Origin of the sequence: Hypericibacter terrae, assembly GCF_008728855.1 — a bacterium.
Taxonomy (GTDB): domain Bacteria; phylum Pseudomonadota; class Alphaproteobacteria; order Dongiales; family Dongiaceae; genus Hypericibacter; species Hypericibacter terrae.
Map to the genome: position 1 here is coordinate 3,525,330 of NZ_CP042906.1, position 18,896 is coordinate 3,544,225.

The following is an 18,896-nucleotide window of genomic DNA, read 5'->3' on the forward strand; positions in this document are numbered from 1 at the left end:
ATACCGCTATCCGCGGTGAAGATGGGCCCTTTCCGGATCCCGATCCGTCACAGCTAGACGCTGCCGGATGGAGGACGGTCGGGCCGTCCGAGACGATGTACAAATGCAGAGGGGGCGCCCCAGCGGGAGGCGCCCCCGAAACCCCAGCCTGCCTCGATCTTCCGTTCGTGATCGCCGTGACGCCGTCCTCGACGGCGATCACCGTGCCATTGCTGTCGCTATAGATGTCGGAGGTGACGCCTGGCCCTCCATAAGCCGGGTAGGCCCACGATCGCCGAATACCAGCTGGTCGTTGCCGTCGTCCCTGAACAGACCGTCGTGCGAATTGCCGGCTCCGGACGGCTGTCGTCGCCGTTGCCGCCGCAAAAGAAAAGCGGGCGCCCCTGCCTGGGACGCCCGCCTTCTCATGAGATCGGATATCGCGTCCGCCGATCAGGTCACATCGAGACCCTGCTGGATCGCGATCTGGTGGCCGGCATTGTCCGTGTAGACATCGAAGGTGGCGCCACCGTAACCCGGATCGGTGGGCGTGATGCTCGCGCCGGTCGTATGCCACTGGTTGTCGCCGGTGCCGAGCGGGATATCGACGTTGTCGTGCGAGCCCGAGGTATTGCCGGTGATGAAGAGCTTGATCGCCCCGCCCGCATTGGACTCCGTGCTGTCGCTGGTGCTCGAGAAGTCGAGGATGTCGTTCGCGCTCAGCGTCAGCGTGTCGGTCGAGTCGCCATCCGTCATGTCCAGCCGCTCCACATGCGACACGTCCTGGGTGAAGGTCGAGAAGTTGACCCCGCCACCGCCTCCGACGAACAAGGTGTCGACGCCGTTGCCGCCGTTATAGGTGGCGCCGTGATCGCCGAACAGCAGCAGGTCGTTGCCGTTGTCGCCGAACAGCTGGTCGTGCGAGCTGCCGGCCCCGGTCAACGTATCGTTGCCGTCGCCGCCATGGATCGTGTCGTTGCCGTTGCCGCCGTCGAGACTGTCGTTGCCGTTGTCGCCGTTCAGCTGATCGTTGCCGTCGCCGCCGAACAGGGTGTCGTTGTCCCCGCCGCCGTTCAACGTGTCGTTGCCATTGTCGCCAGACAGGCTGTCGGTGCCGTTCCCGCCGGAGAGCTGGTCGTTGTCGCTGCCGCCGAAGAGCGTGTCGTTGCCCTCGCCACCGAACAGCGTGTCGTTGCCGTTGTCGCCGTGCAGCTCGTCGTTGTCGTTGCCGCCGTCGAGGCTGTCGTTGCCGTCGCCGCCGTAGAGCGTGTCGTTGCCGTCGTCGCCGGAGAACGTGTCGTTGCCGTTGTCGAACTTGCCGTCGAAGATGTAGTCGTTACCGGCGCGGCCATGGGCAAGGTCGTTGCCGTCGCCGCCATTGATCGTGTCGTTGCCGTCGCCGCCATCGAGGGTATCGTTGCCGTCGCCGCCATAGATATGGTCGTTGTCGACATCGCCCAGGATGCTGTCATTGCCGTTGTCGCCGTAGAGGGTGTCGTTGCCGTCGGCTCCGCCGTCGCCGACGATCGTGTCGTTGCCGCCATTGCCGTGGATGAGATCGGCACCGCCACCGCCGAGGATGACGTTATCCAGACTGTCGCCGTTGAGCGTGTCGTCGAAGTTCGAGCCCGTCAGATCCTCGAAGTTGCTGACGGTATCGGTGCCCTCGGCGCCGGTCGCGATGCCGGTGCCCAGATCGACGCTCACGGCGCCGCCCGCATGGGCGTAGCTCAGCGTGTCTTCGCCGGCATTGCCGCCGTCAAGACGATCGTTGCCGTTGCCGCCCTCGATCTTGTCGTCGCCGGCATCGCCCGTGATGTTGTCGTTGCCGTCGCCGCCGAAGATCGAGTCGTTGCCGGCATCGCCCGTGATGTGATCGTCGCCGTTGCCGCCATCGATCGTGTCGGCACTGTCGTCGCCCTCGATGGTGTCGTTGCCGTTGCCGCCGAGGATGAGATCGCTGCCGACGCCGCCGGCGATTAGGTCGTTGCCGTCGCCGCCGTCGATGGTGTCGGAACCGTCACCGCCCAGGATCGAGTCCTGACCGTTGTCGCCATTGAGCTGGTCGTTGCCGTTGCCGCCCAGGATGGTGTCCTGGTCCTCGCCGCCATGGATGGTGTCATCGCCATTGTCGCCATAGAGCGAGTCGTTGCCGTTGTCGCCGAAGATCTGGTCGTTGCCGTTCTGAGCCAGGCCGTCGTCGCCATGGATGGTGTCGTCGCCGTTGCCGCCGGCCAGCGTGTCATGGCCGTTGTTGCCGAGGATGGTGTCGTTGCCATCGCCGCCATCGACCGAGTCGTTGCCGTTGCCGCCCAGGATCGTGTCCTGATCGACATTGCCGTAGATGGTGTCGTTGCCGTTCTCGCCCAGCAGGCTGTCGTTGCCGTCGACGAAGTTGGCGTCGCCATCGATGGAGTCGTCGCCATTGCCGCCCAGCACCGTGTCGTCGCCGGCACCGCCATAGAGCGTGTCGTTGCCGTTGTCGCCATAGACGCTGTCGTTGCCGTCGCCGCCGCTCAGGCTGTCATCGTCCTCGCCGCCCCGGACGGTGTCGGCACCTTCGTCGCCATTGATGGTGTCGTTGCCGTTCTCGCCCAGCAGGGAGTCGTTATCCTGGCCGCCGCCGATCTTGTCGCTGCCGTTGCCACCGAAGATCGTGTCGTCGCCATAGTTGCCGAAGAGGCTGTCGTCGCCATTGTCGCCATAGATGGAGTCGTTGCCGTTCCCTCCGTCGATGGTGTCGTTGCCCTCGTTGCCATGGATGGTGTCGTCGCCGAACCCGCCATCGATGCTGTCGTTGCCGTTGTCGCCGAAAATCGAGTCGTTACCGTCGTCGCCATAGATGGTGTCGTTGCCGGCCCCGCCATGGATGTAGTCGTCGCCGTTGTTGCCGTGGATCAGGTCGGCCGCATAGACGGTCTCGCCGAACAGACCGTCGTTCGGGCCCGGCGCGTCGCCCCAGATGGTGTCGTCGCCGTTGCCGCCGGTGATGTTGTCGCCGGCATGGATGACGTCGCCACCCTCGCCGCCGACGATGCTGCCGTCGCCGACGATCGAGTCATTGCCGTCGCCGCCGTCGATCGCGTCATTGGCATAGATGGTGTCGTCGCCGGCCCCACCGGCGATCGAATCACCCACCAGCGTGTCGTTCCCGTTGCCGCCGAAGAGCGTGTCCTGGTCGACGACATAGTCGTTGCCGTCGCCCGCATCGATGAAGCTGCCGCGCACGACATCTTCGTCGTCCCCGGCATAGACGATGTCGTCGGCCACGATGTAGTCGTTCCCATTCCCGCCGCGGATCGAATCGCCCAGGATGCTGTCGTTGCCGTCGGCGACGATGTAGTCGTTGTCGTTGATCGTGTCGTCGCCGTCGCCGCCTTCGATCGAGCTGCCGACGATTGTGTCGTCGCCAGCGCCGCCATAGACGGTGTCGTTGTCGGTGATGTCGTCGTTGCCGTTGCCGCCCTCGATCGAGCTGCCGAGGACGGTGTCGTTGCCGTCGCCTGCGACGATCGAGTCATTGTCGGTGATGCAGTCGTTACCTTCACCGCCGGCAATCATCCCGCCATTGATGGTGTCGTTGCCGTTGCCGCCGTCGATCGTATCGGAACCGACCAGCTTGTCGTTGCCGTTCCCGCCGAAGATGCTGTCGCCGAGGATCGAGTCGTTGCCGTCGCCGCCAGTGATGGTGTCCTGGCCGAAGATCTTGTCGTCGCCATTGTCGCCGAAGATCGAATCCCCGGAGATGATGTCGTTGCCGGCGCCGCCGGAGATGTAGTCGCCGGCCCGGATCGTGTCGTTGTCCTCGCCGCCGGAGATCACGCCGCCGAGGATGATGTCTTCGCCGTTGTTCCCGTAGATCTGATCGTGGCTGACGATGCTGTCCGCACCGTTGTCGCCCTGGATCTCGTTGCCGTCGATGGTGTCCTGGCCATTGCCGCCGGAGATGCAGTCGCCGGTATAGATGCTGTCGTTGCCGTCGTTGCCGGTGATCAGGCCGCCGGAGATGCTGTCGTTGCCGTCGTCACCCTCGATATGGTCGTAGCTGTAGATCAGGTCGTTGCCGTCATTGCCCTGGATCTCGTCGCCCGCGATCGTGTCGTTGCCGTCGCCGCCCGAGATGCAGTCGCCGCCGCTGATCGTGTCGTTGCCGCTGCCGCCCGTGATCTTGCCGCCGAAGATCGTATCTTCGCCGTTGTCGCCCGTGATGTCGTCGTGGCTGTCGATGCTGTCGTTGCCATTGCCCCCGGAGATCGAGTTGCCGGCGAGGGTGTCATCGCCATTGCCGCCCGAGATGCAGTCGCCGGCATAGATGCTGTCGTCGCCATTCCCGCCGGCGATGAAGCCGCCTTCGATGGTGTCGTTGCCGTCGTTGCCCTGGATGTGATCGTGGCTCGAGATGTAGTCGTTGCCGTCGTTGCCCTCGATGGAGTCGCCGGCGATCGTGTCGTTGCCGCTGCCGCCCGAGATGTTGTCGCCCGCGCAGACGGTGTCGTTGCCCTCGCCGCCGGTGATCAGACCGCCGAAGATCGTGTCTTCGCCGTTGTCGCCGGCGATGTCGTCGTGGCTCGAGATGTAGTCGTTGCCGTTGTCGCCATTGATCGTGTTGCCGGCGATGGTGTCGTCGCCATTGCCGCCCGAGATGCAGTCGCCGGCATAGATGCTGTCGTCGCCGTTGCCGCCGGCGATGAACCCGCCCTCGATGGTGTCGTTGCCGTCGTTGCCCTCGATATGATCGTCGCTGCAGATCAGGTCGTTGCCGTTGTTGCCCTCGATGGAGTCGCCAGCGATCGTGTCGTTGCCGCTGCCGCCCGAGATGTGGTCGCCGGCCTGGATCGTGTCGTCGCCATTCCCGCCCGCGATCTTGCCGCCGAAGATCGTGTCTTCGCCGTTGTCGCCGGCGATGTCGTCATGGCTGGAGATGTAGTCGTTGCCGTTGCCGCCCAGGATGGTGTTGCCGGCGATGGTGTCGTCGCCGTTGCCGCCCGAGATGCAGTCGCCGGCATAGATGCTGTCGTTGCCATCGCCGCCGGCGATGAGCCCGCCCTCGATGGTGTCGTTGCCGTCGTTGCCCTGGATGTGATCGTTGCTGCAGATCAGGTCGTTGCCGTTGTTGCCCTGAATCTCGTCGCCCGCGATCGTGTCGTTGCCGCTGCCGCCCGAGATGTGGTCGCCGGCATGGATCGTGTCGTTGCCGCTGCCGCCGGTGATCTTGCCGCCGAAGATGGTGTCTTCGCCGTTGTCGCCGGAGATGTCGTCGTGGCTGGAGATGTAGTCGTTGCCGTTGTCGCCGTTGATGTTGTTGCCGGCGATGGTGTCGTCGCCATTGCCGCCCGAGATGCAGTCGCCGGCATAAATGCTGTCGTTGCCGGCGCCGCCCGAGATGTAGCCGCCCGAGATCGTATCGTTGCCGTCGTTGCCCTCGATATGGTCGTCGCTGCAGATCAGATCGTTGCCGGCGCCGCCATAGATGGCGTCGCCGGAGATCGTGTCGTTGCCGCTGCCGCCCGAGATGTTGTCGCCGGCATGGATCGTGTCATTGCCGTCATCGCCGGAGATCTTGCCGCCGAAGATGGAATCGTCGCCGGCGCCGCCATTGATGTCGTCGTGGCTGTCGATGCTGTCGTCGCCCTCGCCGCCATAGATGGCGTTGCCGGAAATGGTATCGTCGCCATTGTCACCGTTGATGCAGTCGCCGGCATAGATCGTGTCGTCGCCTTCACCACCGGTGATCTTGCCGCCGAAGATCGAATCGTCGCCATTGCCGCCCGAGATGAAGTCGTGCGTGTCGATCCAGTCGTTGCCGTTGCCGCCGTTGATATAGTCGCCCTCGATCGTGTCGTCACCGTTGTCGCCGTGAATGGTGTCGCCGGCCTCGATCGTGTCGTCGCCGTTGCCGCCATAGATGGCGCCGCCGAAGATCGAATCGTCGCCGTTGTTGCCACTGATGTCGTCGTGGTTGTCGATGCTGTCGTTGCCGTTGTCACCGCGGATGAAGTTCCCGGCCAGGCTGTCGTCGCCATTGCCGCCGCTGATGCACTCGCCGGCATTGATCGTGTCGTTGCCGTCCCCGCCGAAGATGGAATCGCCGGCGATCAGATCGTTGCCGTCGTTGCCATAGATCGTGTCGAAGTTGACGATCACGTCGTTGCCGGAGCCGCCGAATACCTTGCCGCCGTGAATGGAATCGTTGCCGCTGCCGCCATAGATCTTGTCGCTGTCGGAGATCGTGTCGTTGCCGTCCCCGCCTTGGATGTAGCCGCCGAGGATCGAATCGTCGCCGTTGTCGCCATAGAGCTTGTCGTTGTCGCTGATGCTGTCGTTGCCATCATCGCCAGAGATATAGCTGCCGATGATCACGTCCTTGCCGTTGTCGCCATGGATCGTGTCGTCGTCGCAGATCTGGTCCTGGCCGTTGCCACCGGAGATCACGCTGCCGAGGATGAAGTCGTTGCCGTTGCCGCCCGAAATATTGTCGCCGGCATAGACGGTGTCGTCCCCGCTGCCTTCGCCGAGCGTGACATTGGCGAAGGAAAGAATGGTGTCGTCGCAGTTGCACTGATCGAGATAGGTCGCGATCTCCTGGTTGATCCCGCCCTGGTCGCCGAAGATCTTGTCGCCGACGATGATGTCGTTGCCGTCGCCGCCGTCGATCGTGTCCTGGGCATAGAAGACGTCGTCGCCGGGGCCGCCGACCATCTTGTCGCCGATGACGGAATCGTCGCCGGCACCGCCGAGAATTGAATCCTGGCCGACGAACATATCGTCGCCGATGCCGCCGAACATCTTGTCGCCGACGAGGAGGTCGCGGTCGTTGCCGCCCGCGATCGTGTCGTTGCCGTGGAGCGTGTCGTCGCCGCCCGAGCCCACCAGCTTGTCCCCGACGATCAGGTCGCTGCCATTGCCGCCGACCAGGGAATCGTCGCCGCCGATGCTGTCATCGCCGTTGGTGCCGATGATGTGGTCGCCGATGATCGTGTCGCTGCCGTCGTCACCGACCAGCGTGTCGTTGCTGCCGCCGAAGGAAATCGTGTCGCCGCCATTCCCGCCCTTCGAGCCGAACAGGCTGTCGCAGGTGGTGTCGCCAACCAGCTTGTCGTTGCCCGAACCGCCCGAGACGATGTCGTTCAGCGCGCCGCCGAAGATGCTGTCATTGCCGGAATCGCCGAAGAACCCGTGATTGGGGTCGTAGAGGATCTGGTCGGCTTCGGTTTGGTTCGAGGGCAGCCAGACATGATCGTTGCCGTCGAGGGCGTGATAGAAGCAGCTGGGATCGTAGAAGGAGCCGACCGCGCCGGTGACTGAATCGAAGTCCACGCAGTCGTTGTTGTTCGTGAACAGGCAGTTGTGGAAGTCCAGCTTATCGAAAGGATTGGTCAGGGGTTCGGGCAGGCCGTAGAGCAGCGCCGTCGGGCCGATCGGGCCGTTGTCAAGGAGGGCGGCCAGCAGGCCCGCCAGGCCAAAGGGGGTCAGGAAATGGCCGGTGTTGGCGGTCCCGGTGCCGGCTTGCGCGCCGCCCGCGGCGGTCACGATTTCTCCCGTGCCCAGCGCCAGCAGGAACTCGTCCATGGTCATGCCGACCAGGAGCACATGGCCGCCATCGGGGGTGACGATCTCGACGCCGTCCGCGGTCTGGGTGATCTGCGATTTGTCGATGCTGAAGTCGAATTTGAGCTGCTCGTCGGCCGCGACCTGGATGTCGACATGCTCGCCGGCCGCCGGTTCCTTGACCTCGACGACTTTCACCTCGGCGAGTTGCACGTCGCCCGGTTGGGCCGCGTCGGCCTGCGGCGCGTTGCCCTCGCTCGTCGCGGCCGCGTTCGGCTGCGCCGACACCTGCGCCTGTGCGCTCGCCTCCTGCTGGCCTTCCGCGCTCGGATGCGCCGGGCTCATGCCCTGCGCTTCGGAATTCACCGCGGAATGATCCTGGCCGCCAGAAATCGGAGTGGTGGAGTCGGTCGCCATGGGTGCCCCCTCGATAGATGCGGCTGCGCTTCATGCGGGCCGCCGGCGCGCAGAGGTTCTGCGTCGCGGGGGCAAAGGTTAGCGATCCCTTAAGAGGCCTCAACGCGCTTGCGCCTCAAAGCGATACACCCAGGTGGTAGATGTCCGACTTGTAATTTTGGTCGCTGATTAAGTCTCTGTAATAAATCGCCAAAAAGCGCGGATTTGAGCCGATTGCCTGGTCTCGGGCGCGGATCATGGTTAACTCCCGGAAAGCTCCACGGCCATTGCGCGGTGGCGGCAATCGGGCGAGCAAAAACCGGCGCCCCGAGATGGGACGCCGGTTCATGAAGTTCGCGGCGTTCAAGGTGAGGGCGGCGCTGAATCAACTGTCGGTGACAACCACACCCTGCTCGACGGCGACGGTGTGCGTGCCGTCGCTATAGACATCAAAAGCGACCCCGCCATAAGCGGGATCGGTCAGCGCGACGCCGCTGGCCTGCAGCGTGAAATGGACCCCGCCGGTGCTCCGCAGATCGACGCTGTCGCCGGCGGCATCGCCTCGCGCCACGAGATCGATCGTGTGGCCGTTCCAGCTCTCGCCGGTGCTGCCGCCGAAATCCATCACATCGGCCGCGTTCAGCGTGACGCTGTCGGACGCGCCGTTGCGCATGTCGAGAACCTCGATGCCGCCGGTGTTCTGGCCGCCGGGCGTGAAATCAACACTGCCTGAGATCACCAGGCTGTCGATGCCGCTGTCGCCCTCGTAGCGATCGCCGAGGTCGTTGAAGACCAGGTGATCGTTGCCGTCGCCGCCGAAGAGCTGGTTGACCCCGCCCCCGCCATCGAGCGTGTCGTCGCCCGATCCGCCACTCAGCGTGTCGTCCTCTCCGCCGCCGAGGATATGGTCCTGGCCGTCATTGCCCGAGAGCAGGTCGTTGCCGTTGCCACCCGAGATCTCGTCGTCGTCATCGCCGCCGGAGATCTGGTCGTTGCCATTGTCGCCGAAGAGACCGTCATGACCGCCGACGGCGGTGATGAAGTCATTGCCCTCGCCGCCATGGACCGTGTCGTCGTCCGGCCCCGCCTGGATGGTGTCGTCGCCGGCGCCTCCCAGGATCGAATCCGCGCCGCTTCCGCCGGTCAGGAGGTCATGGCCGTTGCCGCCGTCGATCGTGTCGTTGCCGTTGCCGCCATCGATCGTGTCGTCGCCATTGTTGCCACGCAGCAGATCGTTGCCGTCGCCGCCGACGATGGTGTCGTGCCCTTCGCCGCCCAGGACCGAATCGTCCCCATTACCGGCGATCAGCGTGTCATTGCCGTTGTCGCCATAGAGCGTGTCGTCGCCATTGCCGCCCTTTACGGTGTCGTCGCCGAGCCAGGCGAGCAGGCGGTCATTGCCCTCGGCGCCGAGGATGGAGTCGGACCGGCTGTCGCCGAAGATCGTGTCATCGCCATCGCCGCCGCTGATGGTGTCGAGCCCGTTGCCGGCATGGATCTGGTCGTCGCCATTGCCGCCATTGATCGTATCCGGCCCGTTGCCGCCATAGATCGTGTCGTCGCCCTCGCCGCCCAGGATTGTGTCGCCGCCCGCGCCGGCAAAGATCAGGTCGTTGCCGGCATCGCCCTTGACGACGTTATGTCCCTCGCCGGCGAGAATGGTGTCGTTGCCGTCGCCGCCGACCACGGAATCGTCGCCGAAGCCGCCGACGATGGAGTCATTGCCGTTGTCGCCATGCAGCGTGTCGTCACCCCTGCCGCCATTCAGCGTGTCGTTGCCGTCGTACCCGACCAGGCGGTCGTTGCCATTGTCGCCCGAGAGGCGATCGGCCGTGGTGTCGCCGAAGACCGTGTCGTCACCATTTCCGCCTCGGACCGTGTCCCGACCGAGGCCGGCATGGATTTCGTCGTTGCCGTTCCCGCCAAGAATGGAGTCGTCGCCGAAAGAGCCATAGATGGTGTCGTCGCCGTTGCCGCCGTCGATCGTATCGTCGCCATTGCCGCCGAGAAGGCTGTCATCGCCATCGCGGCCGCGGATGCGGTCGTCGCCGTTCCCGCCGTCGATCGTGTCGTTGCCGCCATGGCCATCGAGTTTGTCGTCGCCGTTGGAACCGGGGATGAAATCGGCCCACTTCGTGCCTTCGATGTTGACGCCTTTGTCACCATTCTGGCCGAAGCCGTTTCCGAAATTCTTGATGCTGGACATTATTAGGCCCCTGGGGAATTCGCGCCGAGTGTTCACCTGGGCCTCGGTGGACGACCTCGTCGTCGTCGGCGCGTCGGGGGCGAAGCTAACGGGCCGGTTAACCACCTCTCAACCTGGTTGTTAAGAGGAACGACATAACGGGGTGATAGGTCCCGAATTTGCCACCGGCGACCAAGGCGCTATCCCTTTTGCGCTCCCGCTGCGTCCGCTTTTTGCCACAACGGCGATGTCCGCAGCGCCTCACCACCATTACATCGCGAGGCGAGACCTTGCAGCCATGTCATCCGCGATTCGCCTCGCTCCTCACCACGATCGAGGGCGGGGGAGCGATCAGGTCGTCACCGTGACGCCCTGCTCAACGGCGACCTCGTGCGAGCCGTCGCCATAGACGTCGTAGAGAGTGCCGGCCCCGCCGTAGGCCGCGTCCGACAGAGCCACACCGTTCGCCTCGAGAGCGAAATGCGTGCCGCCGGTCTGCTGGAGATTGACGGTGTCGCCGGCGCCGCCCGTGTCGCCGCGGACGACCAGATCGAGGGCGTTTCCGTCGACGGTCTCGCCGGTGCTGCCGCCAAAACTCAGCACATCGGCGGCGTTCAGGGTGACGGCGTTGGCGCCGGCGCCACGCAGGTCGAGCATCTCGATGCCCGAAGTCTCCTCGCTGAACCCCGTGAAGTTGACATCCTGCGTGACCGACAGCGCATCGAGGCCAATTCCACCGTTATAGGTATCGCCGGGGCCGGAGAACACCAATTCATCGTCCCCGCCACCGCCGAAGAGCTGGTCGATGCTGTTGCCGCCGTCGAGCGTGTCGTTGCCATCGCCGCCGCTGAGGAAGTCATTGCCTTCGTTTCCCTGCAGCTGATCGTTGCCGGCGGCGCCATAGAGGCTGTCCCCGCCGAGGCCCCCTTCGAGCGTATCCTCGCCCGCGCGGCCATTGAGCGAATCATTGCCGTCGTCGCCCAACAGAACATCGCCGCCGTTGCCGCCTTCGAGCGTGTCGTTGCCGCCGTCGCCGTCGAGCCGGTCGGCGCCGTTGCCGCCGTCGAGCCGGTCATTGCCATTGTCGCCGTTCAGGCTGTCGTCGCCCTCGTCGCCATAAAGGGTGTCGTTGTTGTTGTCGCCGTCGAGGCTGTCCGCGCCGGCAAGGCCCTGCAGCAGATCGGTGCCATTCTGCCCCTGGAGAATATTGTCGTGCGTGTCGCCGGTCAGCGTGTCGGCATATTGCGATCCGATCAGGCCCTCGAAGCCATGCAGCGTGTCGCCTTGCGCGTCGCCACCCACGCCTGCGAGGGGATCGGACAGGGTTTCCGTCAGGCGAACCGACACGCCATGGAACGAGTACACATAGCTCACCGTGTCGATGCCATCGGCGCCCTCGAGGAAATCGGGACCGGCGCCGGCCCAGACGAAGTCGTCGCCATTGCCGGCGTCGATCCAGGCGCCGCCGAGGCCGTCGCCGCCCTCGCGATAGACGGTGTCGTCGCCGTCGCCGCCCAGAACGGTGTCGTCGCCGGACCCCCCGAGAACGAAGTCGTTCCCGGCGCCGCAATCCATCCAATCGTCGCCGCTGCCGCCCGTGACGATGTCGGCGCCATCGCCGGCGGAGAGCGTGTCGTTGCCGTTGTCGCCGCTGAGAATGTCGTCGCCGCGACCGCCGGTCACGGTGTCGTCGCCGTCGCCGCCATACATGGGATTGCTGCCCATGCCGCCGACGAGGGTGTCGGCGCCATCGCCGCCCCAGAGAATGTCGTAGCCGGGGCCGCCCAGTAGGAGATCGTTGCCGTTGCCGGCATCGAGGAGGTTCCCGGAACTGCCATCCCCGGCATAGAGCGTGTCGTCGCCGAGGCCGCCCGTGATCGTGTTGGCGCCGCTGCCGCCGTCGATGCTGTCGTTTCCGTCGCCGCCGATCAGACTGTCGACGCCGCCTTCGCCATAGATCCGGTCGTCGCCATTGTCGCCGCGCACCGTATCGTTGTCGTCACCGCCGTCGAGCAGATCGTCGCCGTTCTCGCCATAGATGCTTTCATTGCCGGCGCCGCCGATGAGCGTGTCGTTCCCAGTCCAACCCAGGAGCCGGTCGCTGTCATCGCCGCCGCCGACACTGTCATTGCCGCCGTCGCCGAAGAGCGTGTCGATGCCCGCGTTGCCGATCAGGGTATCGTCGCCGCTGCCGCCATGGATGACGTCGTTGCCGTCGCCGCCCGTCAGCAGATCGTTCTGCGCCCCGCCTTGCAACGTCTGGTCCAGGTCCAGCGCCGCGAAGGCCAGACCTTGCACGGACACCGCGCCTTGGACCGTCACGCCTTGTTCGACAGCGACATAGCGGGTGCCGTCGCTATAGACGTCGTAATGCACGCCGCTGCCGCCATAGGCGGGGTCGTTCAGCGTCACATCGAGAGCGACCGCGCCGAAAGATGCATCGCACGTAGGCTGCAGCAGCACCGTATCTAAAGCGCCATCGCCGCGGACGACGAGATCGACCGCATGCCCATCGACGCTTTCTCCGGTGGTGCCCCCGAAGCTGCTCAGGTCGGCCGCGTTCAAGATGACCGAATTCGCGCCGCCGCTGCGAAGATCGAGCCCTTCGATTCCGCTCGTCTTTTCGTTGAAACCGGTGAAATTGATGCTCGCCGCTATCGCTAGCGCATCGATGCCGCTGCCGCCGTTGCAGGTATCGTTCAGCCCATTCAAGACAAGCAGGTCGTCGCCGGCACCGCCAAAGAGCTGGTTGCTGCCGTTGCCGCCATCGAGCGTGTCGTTCCCGCTCCCGCCGCTGAGGAAGTCGCTGCCTTGGTTCCCCTGCATCCGGTCGTTACCGGCGGCACCGAAGAGGGTATCCAGAAGTGCGCCGCCGGTGAGCGTGTCGTCGCCGGCGCCGCCATTGAGCGAATCATTTCCTGTGGCACCCGAAAGGGAATCAGCACCCGCACCGCCATCGAGCGTATCGTTGCCGCCGCCGCCGACCATGGAATCATCGCCAGCTCCGGCCCACAGGGAATCGTTGCCGTTTTCACCAAAGAGCGTGTCATTGCCGTCGCCGCCACCGATCGTATCGTTGCCGTTGCCGCCGCTCAGGATGTCGTGGCCATCGTCCCCTAGAATCGAATCGTTGCCATTGTCGCCTTCGAGTGCGTCGTTGCCGCCTCCCCCATCAATCGTATCGTTGCCATCGTCGCCGGCGACGACGTCATTACCGAAGTTGGCGAGGATGCTGTCGGCGCCCGTGCCGGCCTCGATCGTGTCGGGACCCAGATCACCACTGATGAAATCACTGCCAGCACCGCCATCGATGAGGTTCACAGTAAAGAAACTAAGTCCGCCAGAGAGCGTGTCGTCGCCTGCACCGCCTTCCAGCGTGTTGGTGCCATCCCCGCCGATGATCAGGTCGTTGCCGTCGCCGCCGACCATGCTGTCATCGCCCGGTCCGCCCGTCATCCAGTCGTCGCCATTGCCGCCATCCGCGATATTTTCTCTTGTCTGATTGTCGCTTGTATCAACGATAATTTTGTCGTTGCCATCTCCGCCCCGGATAAAGTCGCTACCGCCGCCGCCGAACAGCTGATCGATGCCGTTGCCGCCGTCCAGAGTGTCGTTTCCGTTCCCGCCGGTGAGGAAGTCGTTGCCGATGCCACCGATCACGCTGTCGTTTCCGACTTCGCCGAAGAGGGAATCGGGGCCCGCAAGGCCATCGAGCGTGTCGTTGCCGCCGCCGCCATGGATTTCGTCATTGCCGTCGGTTCCAGGCAGGGAATCGTCGGGCGCACCGCCGCGAATGACCGCATCGGGTGCCAGCGCTGCCGAACTGGCCAATCCCAGCAGCAAGGGTGCGCCAGGAACATTGCTCAGCAGAACGCCATCGTCGAACGAGTTCGTCGTGCGGATTGTCATGATCGGCCCCATCGTTGCCGACGCGCATCGCACCTGGGCCTTCGGTGGGCGATGAAATCGCCATTCGCGCGTCGGTTGAAACGCTAGCGATCGATTGCCGCCGCGTTCAACCGCATTGTCATGTCAATCGAGCGTTTCGGCGCGATGACCGTCTTTTGTCACAAATCGCGCGCTATCGTTGTTGGTGTGGCAATCAATTACCACAGGCGTTCACGCCTTGAGCGCGCGCAGCATGGTGGCGCCGAGTTCGCCGGGCGACGGTGAGACCAGCACGCCCGCCGATTGCAGCGCCTCGATCTTCGCGGCGGCGGTCTCCCCGCCTTGCGTGACGATGGCGCCGGCATGGCCCATGCGGCGGCCGGGCGGCGCGCTCAAGCCCGCGATGAATCCCACGACCGGCTTCCTGTGCTTCTCGCGCTTGAGGAACTCGGCGGCATCGACTTCGGGCGTGCCGCCGATCTCGCCGATCATGATCACGGCGTCGGTCCCCGGATCGGCCATGAAGAGCTCGAGGCAATCGACGAAATTGGTGCCGTTCACGGGATCGCCGCCGATGCCGACCAGGGTCGACTGGCCGAGGCCCGCCGCCGTGGTCTGGGTCGCCGCCTCATAAGAAAGCGTGCCCGAGCGCGAGACGATGCCGATCCGGCCCGGCCGGTGGATATAGCCCGGCATGATGCCGATCTTGCAGCCGCCGGGCTGGCCCGGCGTGATGAGCCCCGGACAATTGGGGCCGATCACGCGCGACTTCGAGCGCGAGGCCTCGCGCTTGACCCGCGCCATGTCCTGGACCGGGATGCCGTCGGTGATGGCGACCACGATCGCGATCCCGGCATCGATCGCCTCGAGAATGGCATCGGCGGCATAGGCCGGCGGCACATAGACCGCGCTGGCCGTGGCGCCGGTGCGCGCCACCGCCTCCATGACCGTGTTGAAGACCGGCAGGCCCAGATGCGAGGAGCCGCCGCGACCGGGCGTGACGCCGCCGACCATCCGGGTGCCGTACTCGATCGCCTGCTGCGAGTGGAAGGTGCCTTGCGTGCCGGTAAAGCCCTGGCAGATGACCTTGGTCTCCGGCGTGACGAGGATGGCCATGGCTCAGCGCCCTCCCTCGACGGCGGCGACGATCTTCTGCGCCGCGTCGGCCAAGGTCGTCGCCGGGATGATGTTCAAGCCCGACTTGCTCAGGATCTCGCGGCCCAGCTCGACATTGGTGCCTTCGAGACGCACCACCAGCGGCCGGTCGAGCCCGACCTCGCGCGCCGCCCCCACGATGCCCGCGGCGATGGCATTGCAGCGCATCATGCCGCCGAACACGTTGACCAGGATTCCCTTCACCTCCGGATCGGAATAGATCAGGCGGAAGGCGGTCGCCACGCGCTCCTTGGTGGCGGCGCCGGCGATATCCATGAAGTTGGCGGGGCGCCCGCCATTGAGCTTGATGATGTCCATGGTCGCCATGGCGAGGCCCGCGCCGTTGACCATGCAGCCGATGTCGCCGGCGAGCTTCACATAGTTGAGGTCGTGACGCTGCGCCTCGCGCTCGAGCGGATCGTACTCGTCGTCGTCGCGCAGCTCCTCGATGTCGCGATGGCGGAACAGCGCGTTGTCGTCGAAGCTCATCTTGGCGTCGAGCGCCACCAGCTTGTTCGCGCTGGTCACCACCAGCGGATTGATCTCGATCATGCCGGCATCGAGCTCGACGAAGGCGCGATGCAGCGACAGCAGGAGGCGGACCAGCTTGTGGACCTCGCGCTCCTTGAGGCCGAGCGCGAAGGCCACCTTGCGCGCATGGAAGCCCTGCATGTCGGCCGCCGGCGGCAACGCCACCCGCACGATCTTCTCCGGCGTCCTGGCGGCGACCTCCTCGATATCCATGCCGCCCTCGGTCGAGGCGATCACCATGATGCCGCCCGTGCGCCGGTCGATCAGCAGCGCGAGATAGAGCTCGCGCGCGATGTCGCTGCCCTGCTCGATATAGACGCGCTTGACCTCCTTGCCCTCGGGGCCGGTCTGATGCGTGACGAGGCGCATGCCCAGCATCCGGTCGGCGATCGCCACGACCTCCTTGACCGAGCGGCAGATCTTGACGCCACCCGCCTTGCCGCGGCCGCCGGCATGGATCTGCGCCTTGACCACCCAGACAGGACCGTCGAGCTCCTCGGCCACGGCCTCGGCCTCCTGCGGCGTATGCGCAACGTCGCCGCGCGGTACCGGCACGCCGTAGCGACGCAGCAACTGCTTGGCCTGATATTCGTGGATGTTCATGGCGCGGTTCCCCTTGCTCGGCGTGACGTCCAGCAATATCGGCGGAACCTGCGTGTCTGCAGGTCGGCGCCGTCTCGGCGGTTCAGCGATGTCATGGGAAACCCCCGGATCTCTGTCAGGGGCACTCGTGGGATCGATGCTATGCGAGAGCGTTGCGCCGCGGCATCGGACATTGCGACGCAGGCGAGACTGCGCGCGACAGGGCCGGGAGCTGTCGGATATCGTTTACCCTAGGACGAAATGTCGACCCGATCACCGCGCCGATGCGGGCGAAAGTGCTGCGGCTTCGGTGCTCAGGAGGCCGGCGGGATCGGCGCGAAAGGCGCGGATTCCATCGGATCGCGATCCGCGACCACGATGGGCGACGGCGGCTTGTTGGCCTCGTGGAGATTCCAGATGCCGATCAGGGCCGCCTCGAGATTGCGCACGAAACGGTCCGTGTCGAACAAGGGCCAGCGCATGCGACGCTCCGCCAGCGTGCGCCTGATGCCCCGCAACCGCGCCGGGTCGCGCACGAGTTCCAGCACCAGCGCTTCATAGCGCTCGAGATTGTGGGCGATCAGCTCCTGCAGGCCGAGATTGGTCAGCAGGCTGGCGGAGACCCGATTGGCGAAATGGGTGCCCGAAAATCCCACAACCGGCACGCCCGCCCAGAGCGCGTCGCTGGAGGTCGTATGGCCGTTATAGATGAGCGTGTCGAGCGCCAGATCGGCGAGCGCCAGGCGCGCCAGATGCTGATCCTTGGGCAGCTTGCCGTCGAACAGCAGCCGCTCGGGCGCGACACCCCGCGCCACCGCCTCGCGCTTGAGATTCTCCTCGGCCTGCGCATTGGAGCGCAGCAGCCACAACACCGAGCCCGGCACCGCCTTCAGCAGGCGCATCCACAGATCGAACATTTTCGGCTCGATCTTGTAGGTGTTGTTGAAGCAGCAGAACACGAATCCGTTCTCGGGCAGATGGAAGTCGGCGCGCCGGAAGGTCTTGGCCGAGATCGCCTGACCGGAATCGTTGATCTGATAGGAATGCGGCATCCAGATCAGCCGTTCCGAGAACGACGTGGCCTGGGACTGCGGCAGGACGGTCTGATCGACGATCGCATAATCGAAGAAACCGGCGCCGGTCGAGCCCGGAAAACCCAGCCAGCTCACCTGCAGCGGTGCCGGACGAAGGGCCGGGATGTCGAGGCGGTGCCCCGCCACATAGCCCGTGATCTCGATCAGGATATCGACACCGTCCTCATAGATCCGCCGCGCACCGGCCGCGGTACCCGTGCTGCGCAGATCGACGAAGAGATCGCAGCTGGCGGCGATATGGCTGCGATAGACGCTGCCGTCATCCGGACCGTAGGAATAGCCGATCACCCGGAACCGGCTGCGGTCATGACGCTGGAACAAGCCGCGCACGAGATGGGCCACCGGATGATTGCGGAAGTCGCCGCTGAGATAGCCGATGGTAAGTTTCTTGCGCGGGCCCCGCCGCCGGTCATGGGGGAAATGCATGTTGAGGCTCGCCATGCTGGCGAGCAGATCCTTCGACGCGGCACGGGCGACTCGCAGATTGCGCACCGGGTCGGCCGAGCGGACGATCGACAGCAGCGGCGTTTCGCCGGATTTGGTCCCCCGCATCAGCGCGGGTCCGGTCAATTGATCGAGCTTCGCCTCCAGCGCCGGCAGGTCGCGCCAGTCGCACACATGCTGGAGATAATGAATGAGGTTGCCCAGCGCCTCGGGATAGTTGGGCCGCAGCTCGAGCGCCCGGCGCGCCGACGCGATGGCGCCGGGCAGATCGCCCACATCCTTCAGGGCCGCCGCCAGCCGGCTATGCCCCTCGGCCATGCCGGGGTCGACGGCGATCGCCTTCTTGTAGCAGGCCGTGGCGGCCTCGATCTGACCGCGGCTCTGATAGATCAGGCCGAGATTTGTCTGCGCGGACACATTCCGCGGGTCGATGGCGATCGCACGCGTGAAATAGGTGGCGGCTTCCTCGAGCCGTCCTTGTCGCGCCAGCATCGCGCCCAGGTTCTGTTGCGCCTGGGCGTCGCCCGGATTCTTCGTGACGGCCTTCTGCATCAATTCCAGGGCTTCGGAAAAGCGGCCGAGTCTCAGCCGCAGCACCGCGCCCGCATGCAGGGTCTCGAAGTCCTCGGCCCGTGCAGCAAGCATCGGTTCGAGAATGGCGCCGGCGGCTTCGAGATTACCGGCCTGTAACTCGTCGACGGCCGTCTTGATCCGCTGCGCATGCTCGGCCTCGGGACTGCCCGGTGCGACCATCACGGCGGCGACGGCGGGCGCCGACGTGATGAGCTCGAGGCCGAGCTGCGCCGCATCGGCGGGATTGCGCCTTCCGGCTGTCGGTCGCATGCGCACCGGCGCGGACGCCGCCTCCGATGCGGCGTCCGGCATGCGCGCGGCGGCCTTTGCCGCGGGCTTGCGGACCGACTTTTGGGCTGCAGGCGCTTTACCGGCCTTCTTCGCGCCTCGTTTGCGCTTGTCGGTGGTCATAATCCCTCGAGCCTGGGCCGCTTCGGCTGCGGGTCCCGTCGCCGGCACGCGTCAGACAAGATGACCCTCGAACTTGCCGTTGGGCCGGCACGCCATGCTAATGTCGGGCG

At 65.1% G+C, this 18,896-nt stretch carries 6 protein-coding genes; all 6 read right to left on the bottom strand.

Annotated elements, in window-relative coordinates:
• Positions 1–432 precede the first annotated feature (432 nt).
• The gene (locus tag FRZ44_RS27510; protein WP_151178134.1) at positions 433–7,944 is read right to left on the bottom strand and encodes a calcium-binding protein; all 7,512 of its coding nucleotides are present in this window, start codon (positions 7,942–7,944) and stop codon (positions 433–435) included.
• 364 nt (positions 7,945–8,308) lie between these two features.
• Complete coding sequence (locus FRZ44_RS16045; protein ID WP_151178135.1) at positions 8,309–10,129, bottom strand: calcium-binding protein; 1,821 nt, start codon at positions 10,127–10,129, stop codon at positions 8,309–8,311.
• Between the two features lie 330 nt (positions 10,130–10,459).
• Positions 10,460–14,017 (bottom strand): calcium-binding protein, encoded by a 3,558-nt coding sequence (locus FRZ44_RS16050; protein ID WP_191908127.1) that lies wholly within the window; start codon positions 14,015–14,017, stop codon positions 10,460–10,462.
• A 210-nt stretch (positions 14,018–14,227) separates the two neighbouring features.
• The gene (gene sucD, locus FRZ44_RS16055; protein WP_151178137.1) at positions 14,228–15,112 is read right to left on the bottom strand and encodes a succinate--CoA ligase subunit alpha; all 885 of its coding nucleotides are present in this window, start codon (positions 15,110–15,112) and stop codon (positions 14,228–14,230) included.
• 3 nt (positions 15,113–15,115) lie between these two features.
• Positions 15,116–16,285 carry an ADP-forming succinate--CoA ligase subunit beta gene (gene sucC / locus FRZ44_RS16060; RefSeq protein ID WP_151178138.1) on the bottom strand — a complete coding sequence of 390 codons (1,170 nt, stop codon included), beginning with the start codon at positions 16,283–16,285 and terminating at the stop codon, positions 15,116–15,118.
• Positions 16,286–16,578: 293 nt separating this feature from the next.
• Complete coding sequence (locus tag FRZ44_RS16065) at positions 16,579–18,687, bottom strand: O-linked N-acetylglucosamine transferase, SPINDLY family protein (RefSeq protein WP_191908128.1); 2,109 nt, start codon at positions 18,685–18,687, stop codon at positions 16,579–16,581.
• Positions 18,688–18,896: the final 209 nt, after the last annotated feature.

What these genes read in the sequence shown, in the direction of transcription:
- FRZ44_RS16045 (WP_151178135.1), bottom strand. Translation starts at nt 10,129, where the DNA reads ATGTCCAGCATCAAGAATTTCGGAAACGGCTTCGGCCAGAATGGTGAC.
- sucC (WP_151178138.1), bottom strand. Translation starts at nt 16,285, where the DNA reads ATGAACATCCACGAATATCAGGCCAAGCAGTTGCTGCGTCGCTACGGC.
- FRZ44_RS16050 (WP_191908127.1), bottom strand. Translation starts at nt 14,017, where the DNA reads ATGACAATCCGCACGACGAACTCGTTCGACGATGGCGTTCTGCTGAGC.
- sucD (WP_151178137.1), bottom strand. Translation starts at nt 15,112, where the DNA reads ATGGCCATCCTCGTCACGCCGGAGACCAAGGTCATCTGCCAGGGCTTT.
- FRZ44_RS27510 (WP_151178134.1), bottom strand. Translation starts at nt 7,944, where the DNA reads ATGGCGACCGACTCCACCACTCCGATTTCTGGCGGCCAGGATCATTCC.
- FRZ44_RS16065 (WP_191908128.1), bottom strand. Translation starts at nt 18,687, where the DNA reads ATGCCGGACGCCGCATCGGAGGCGGCGTCCGCGCCGGTGCGCATGCGA.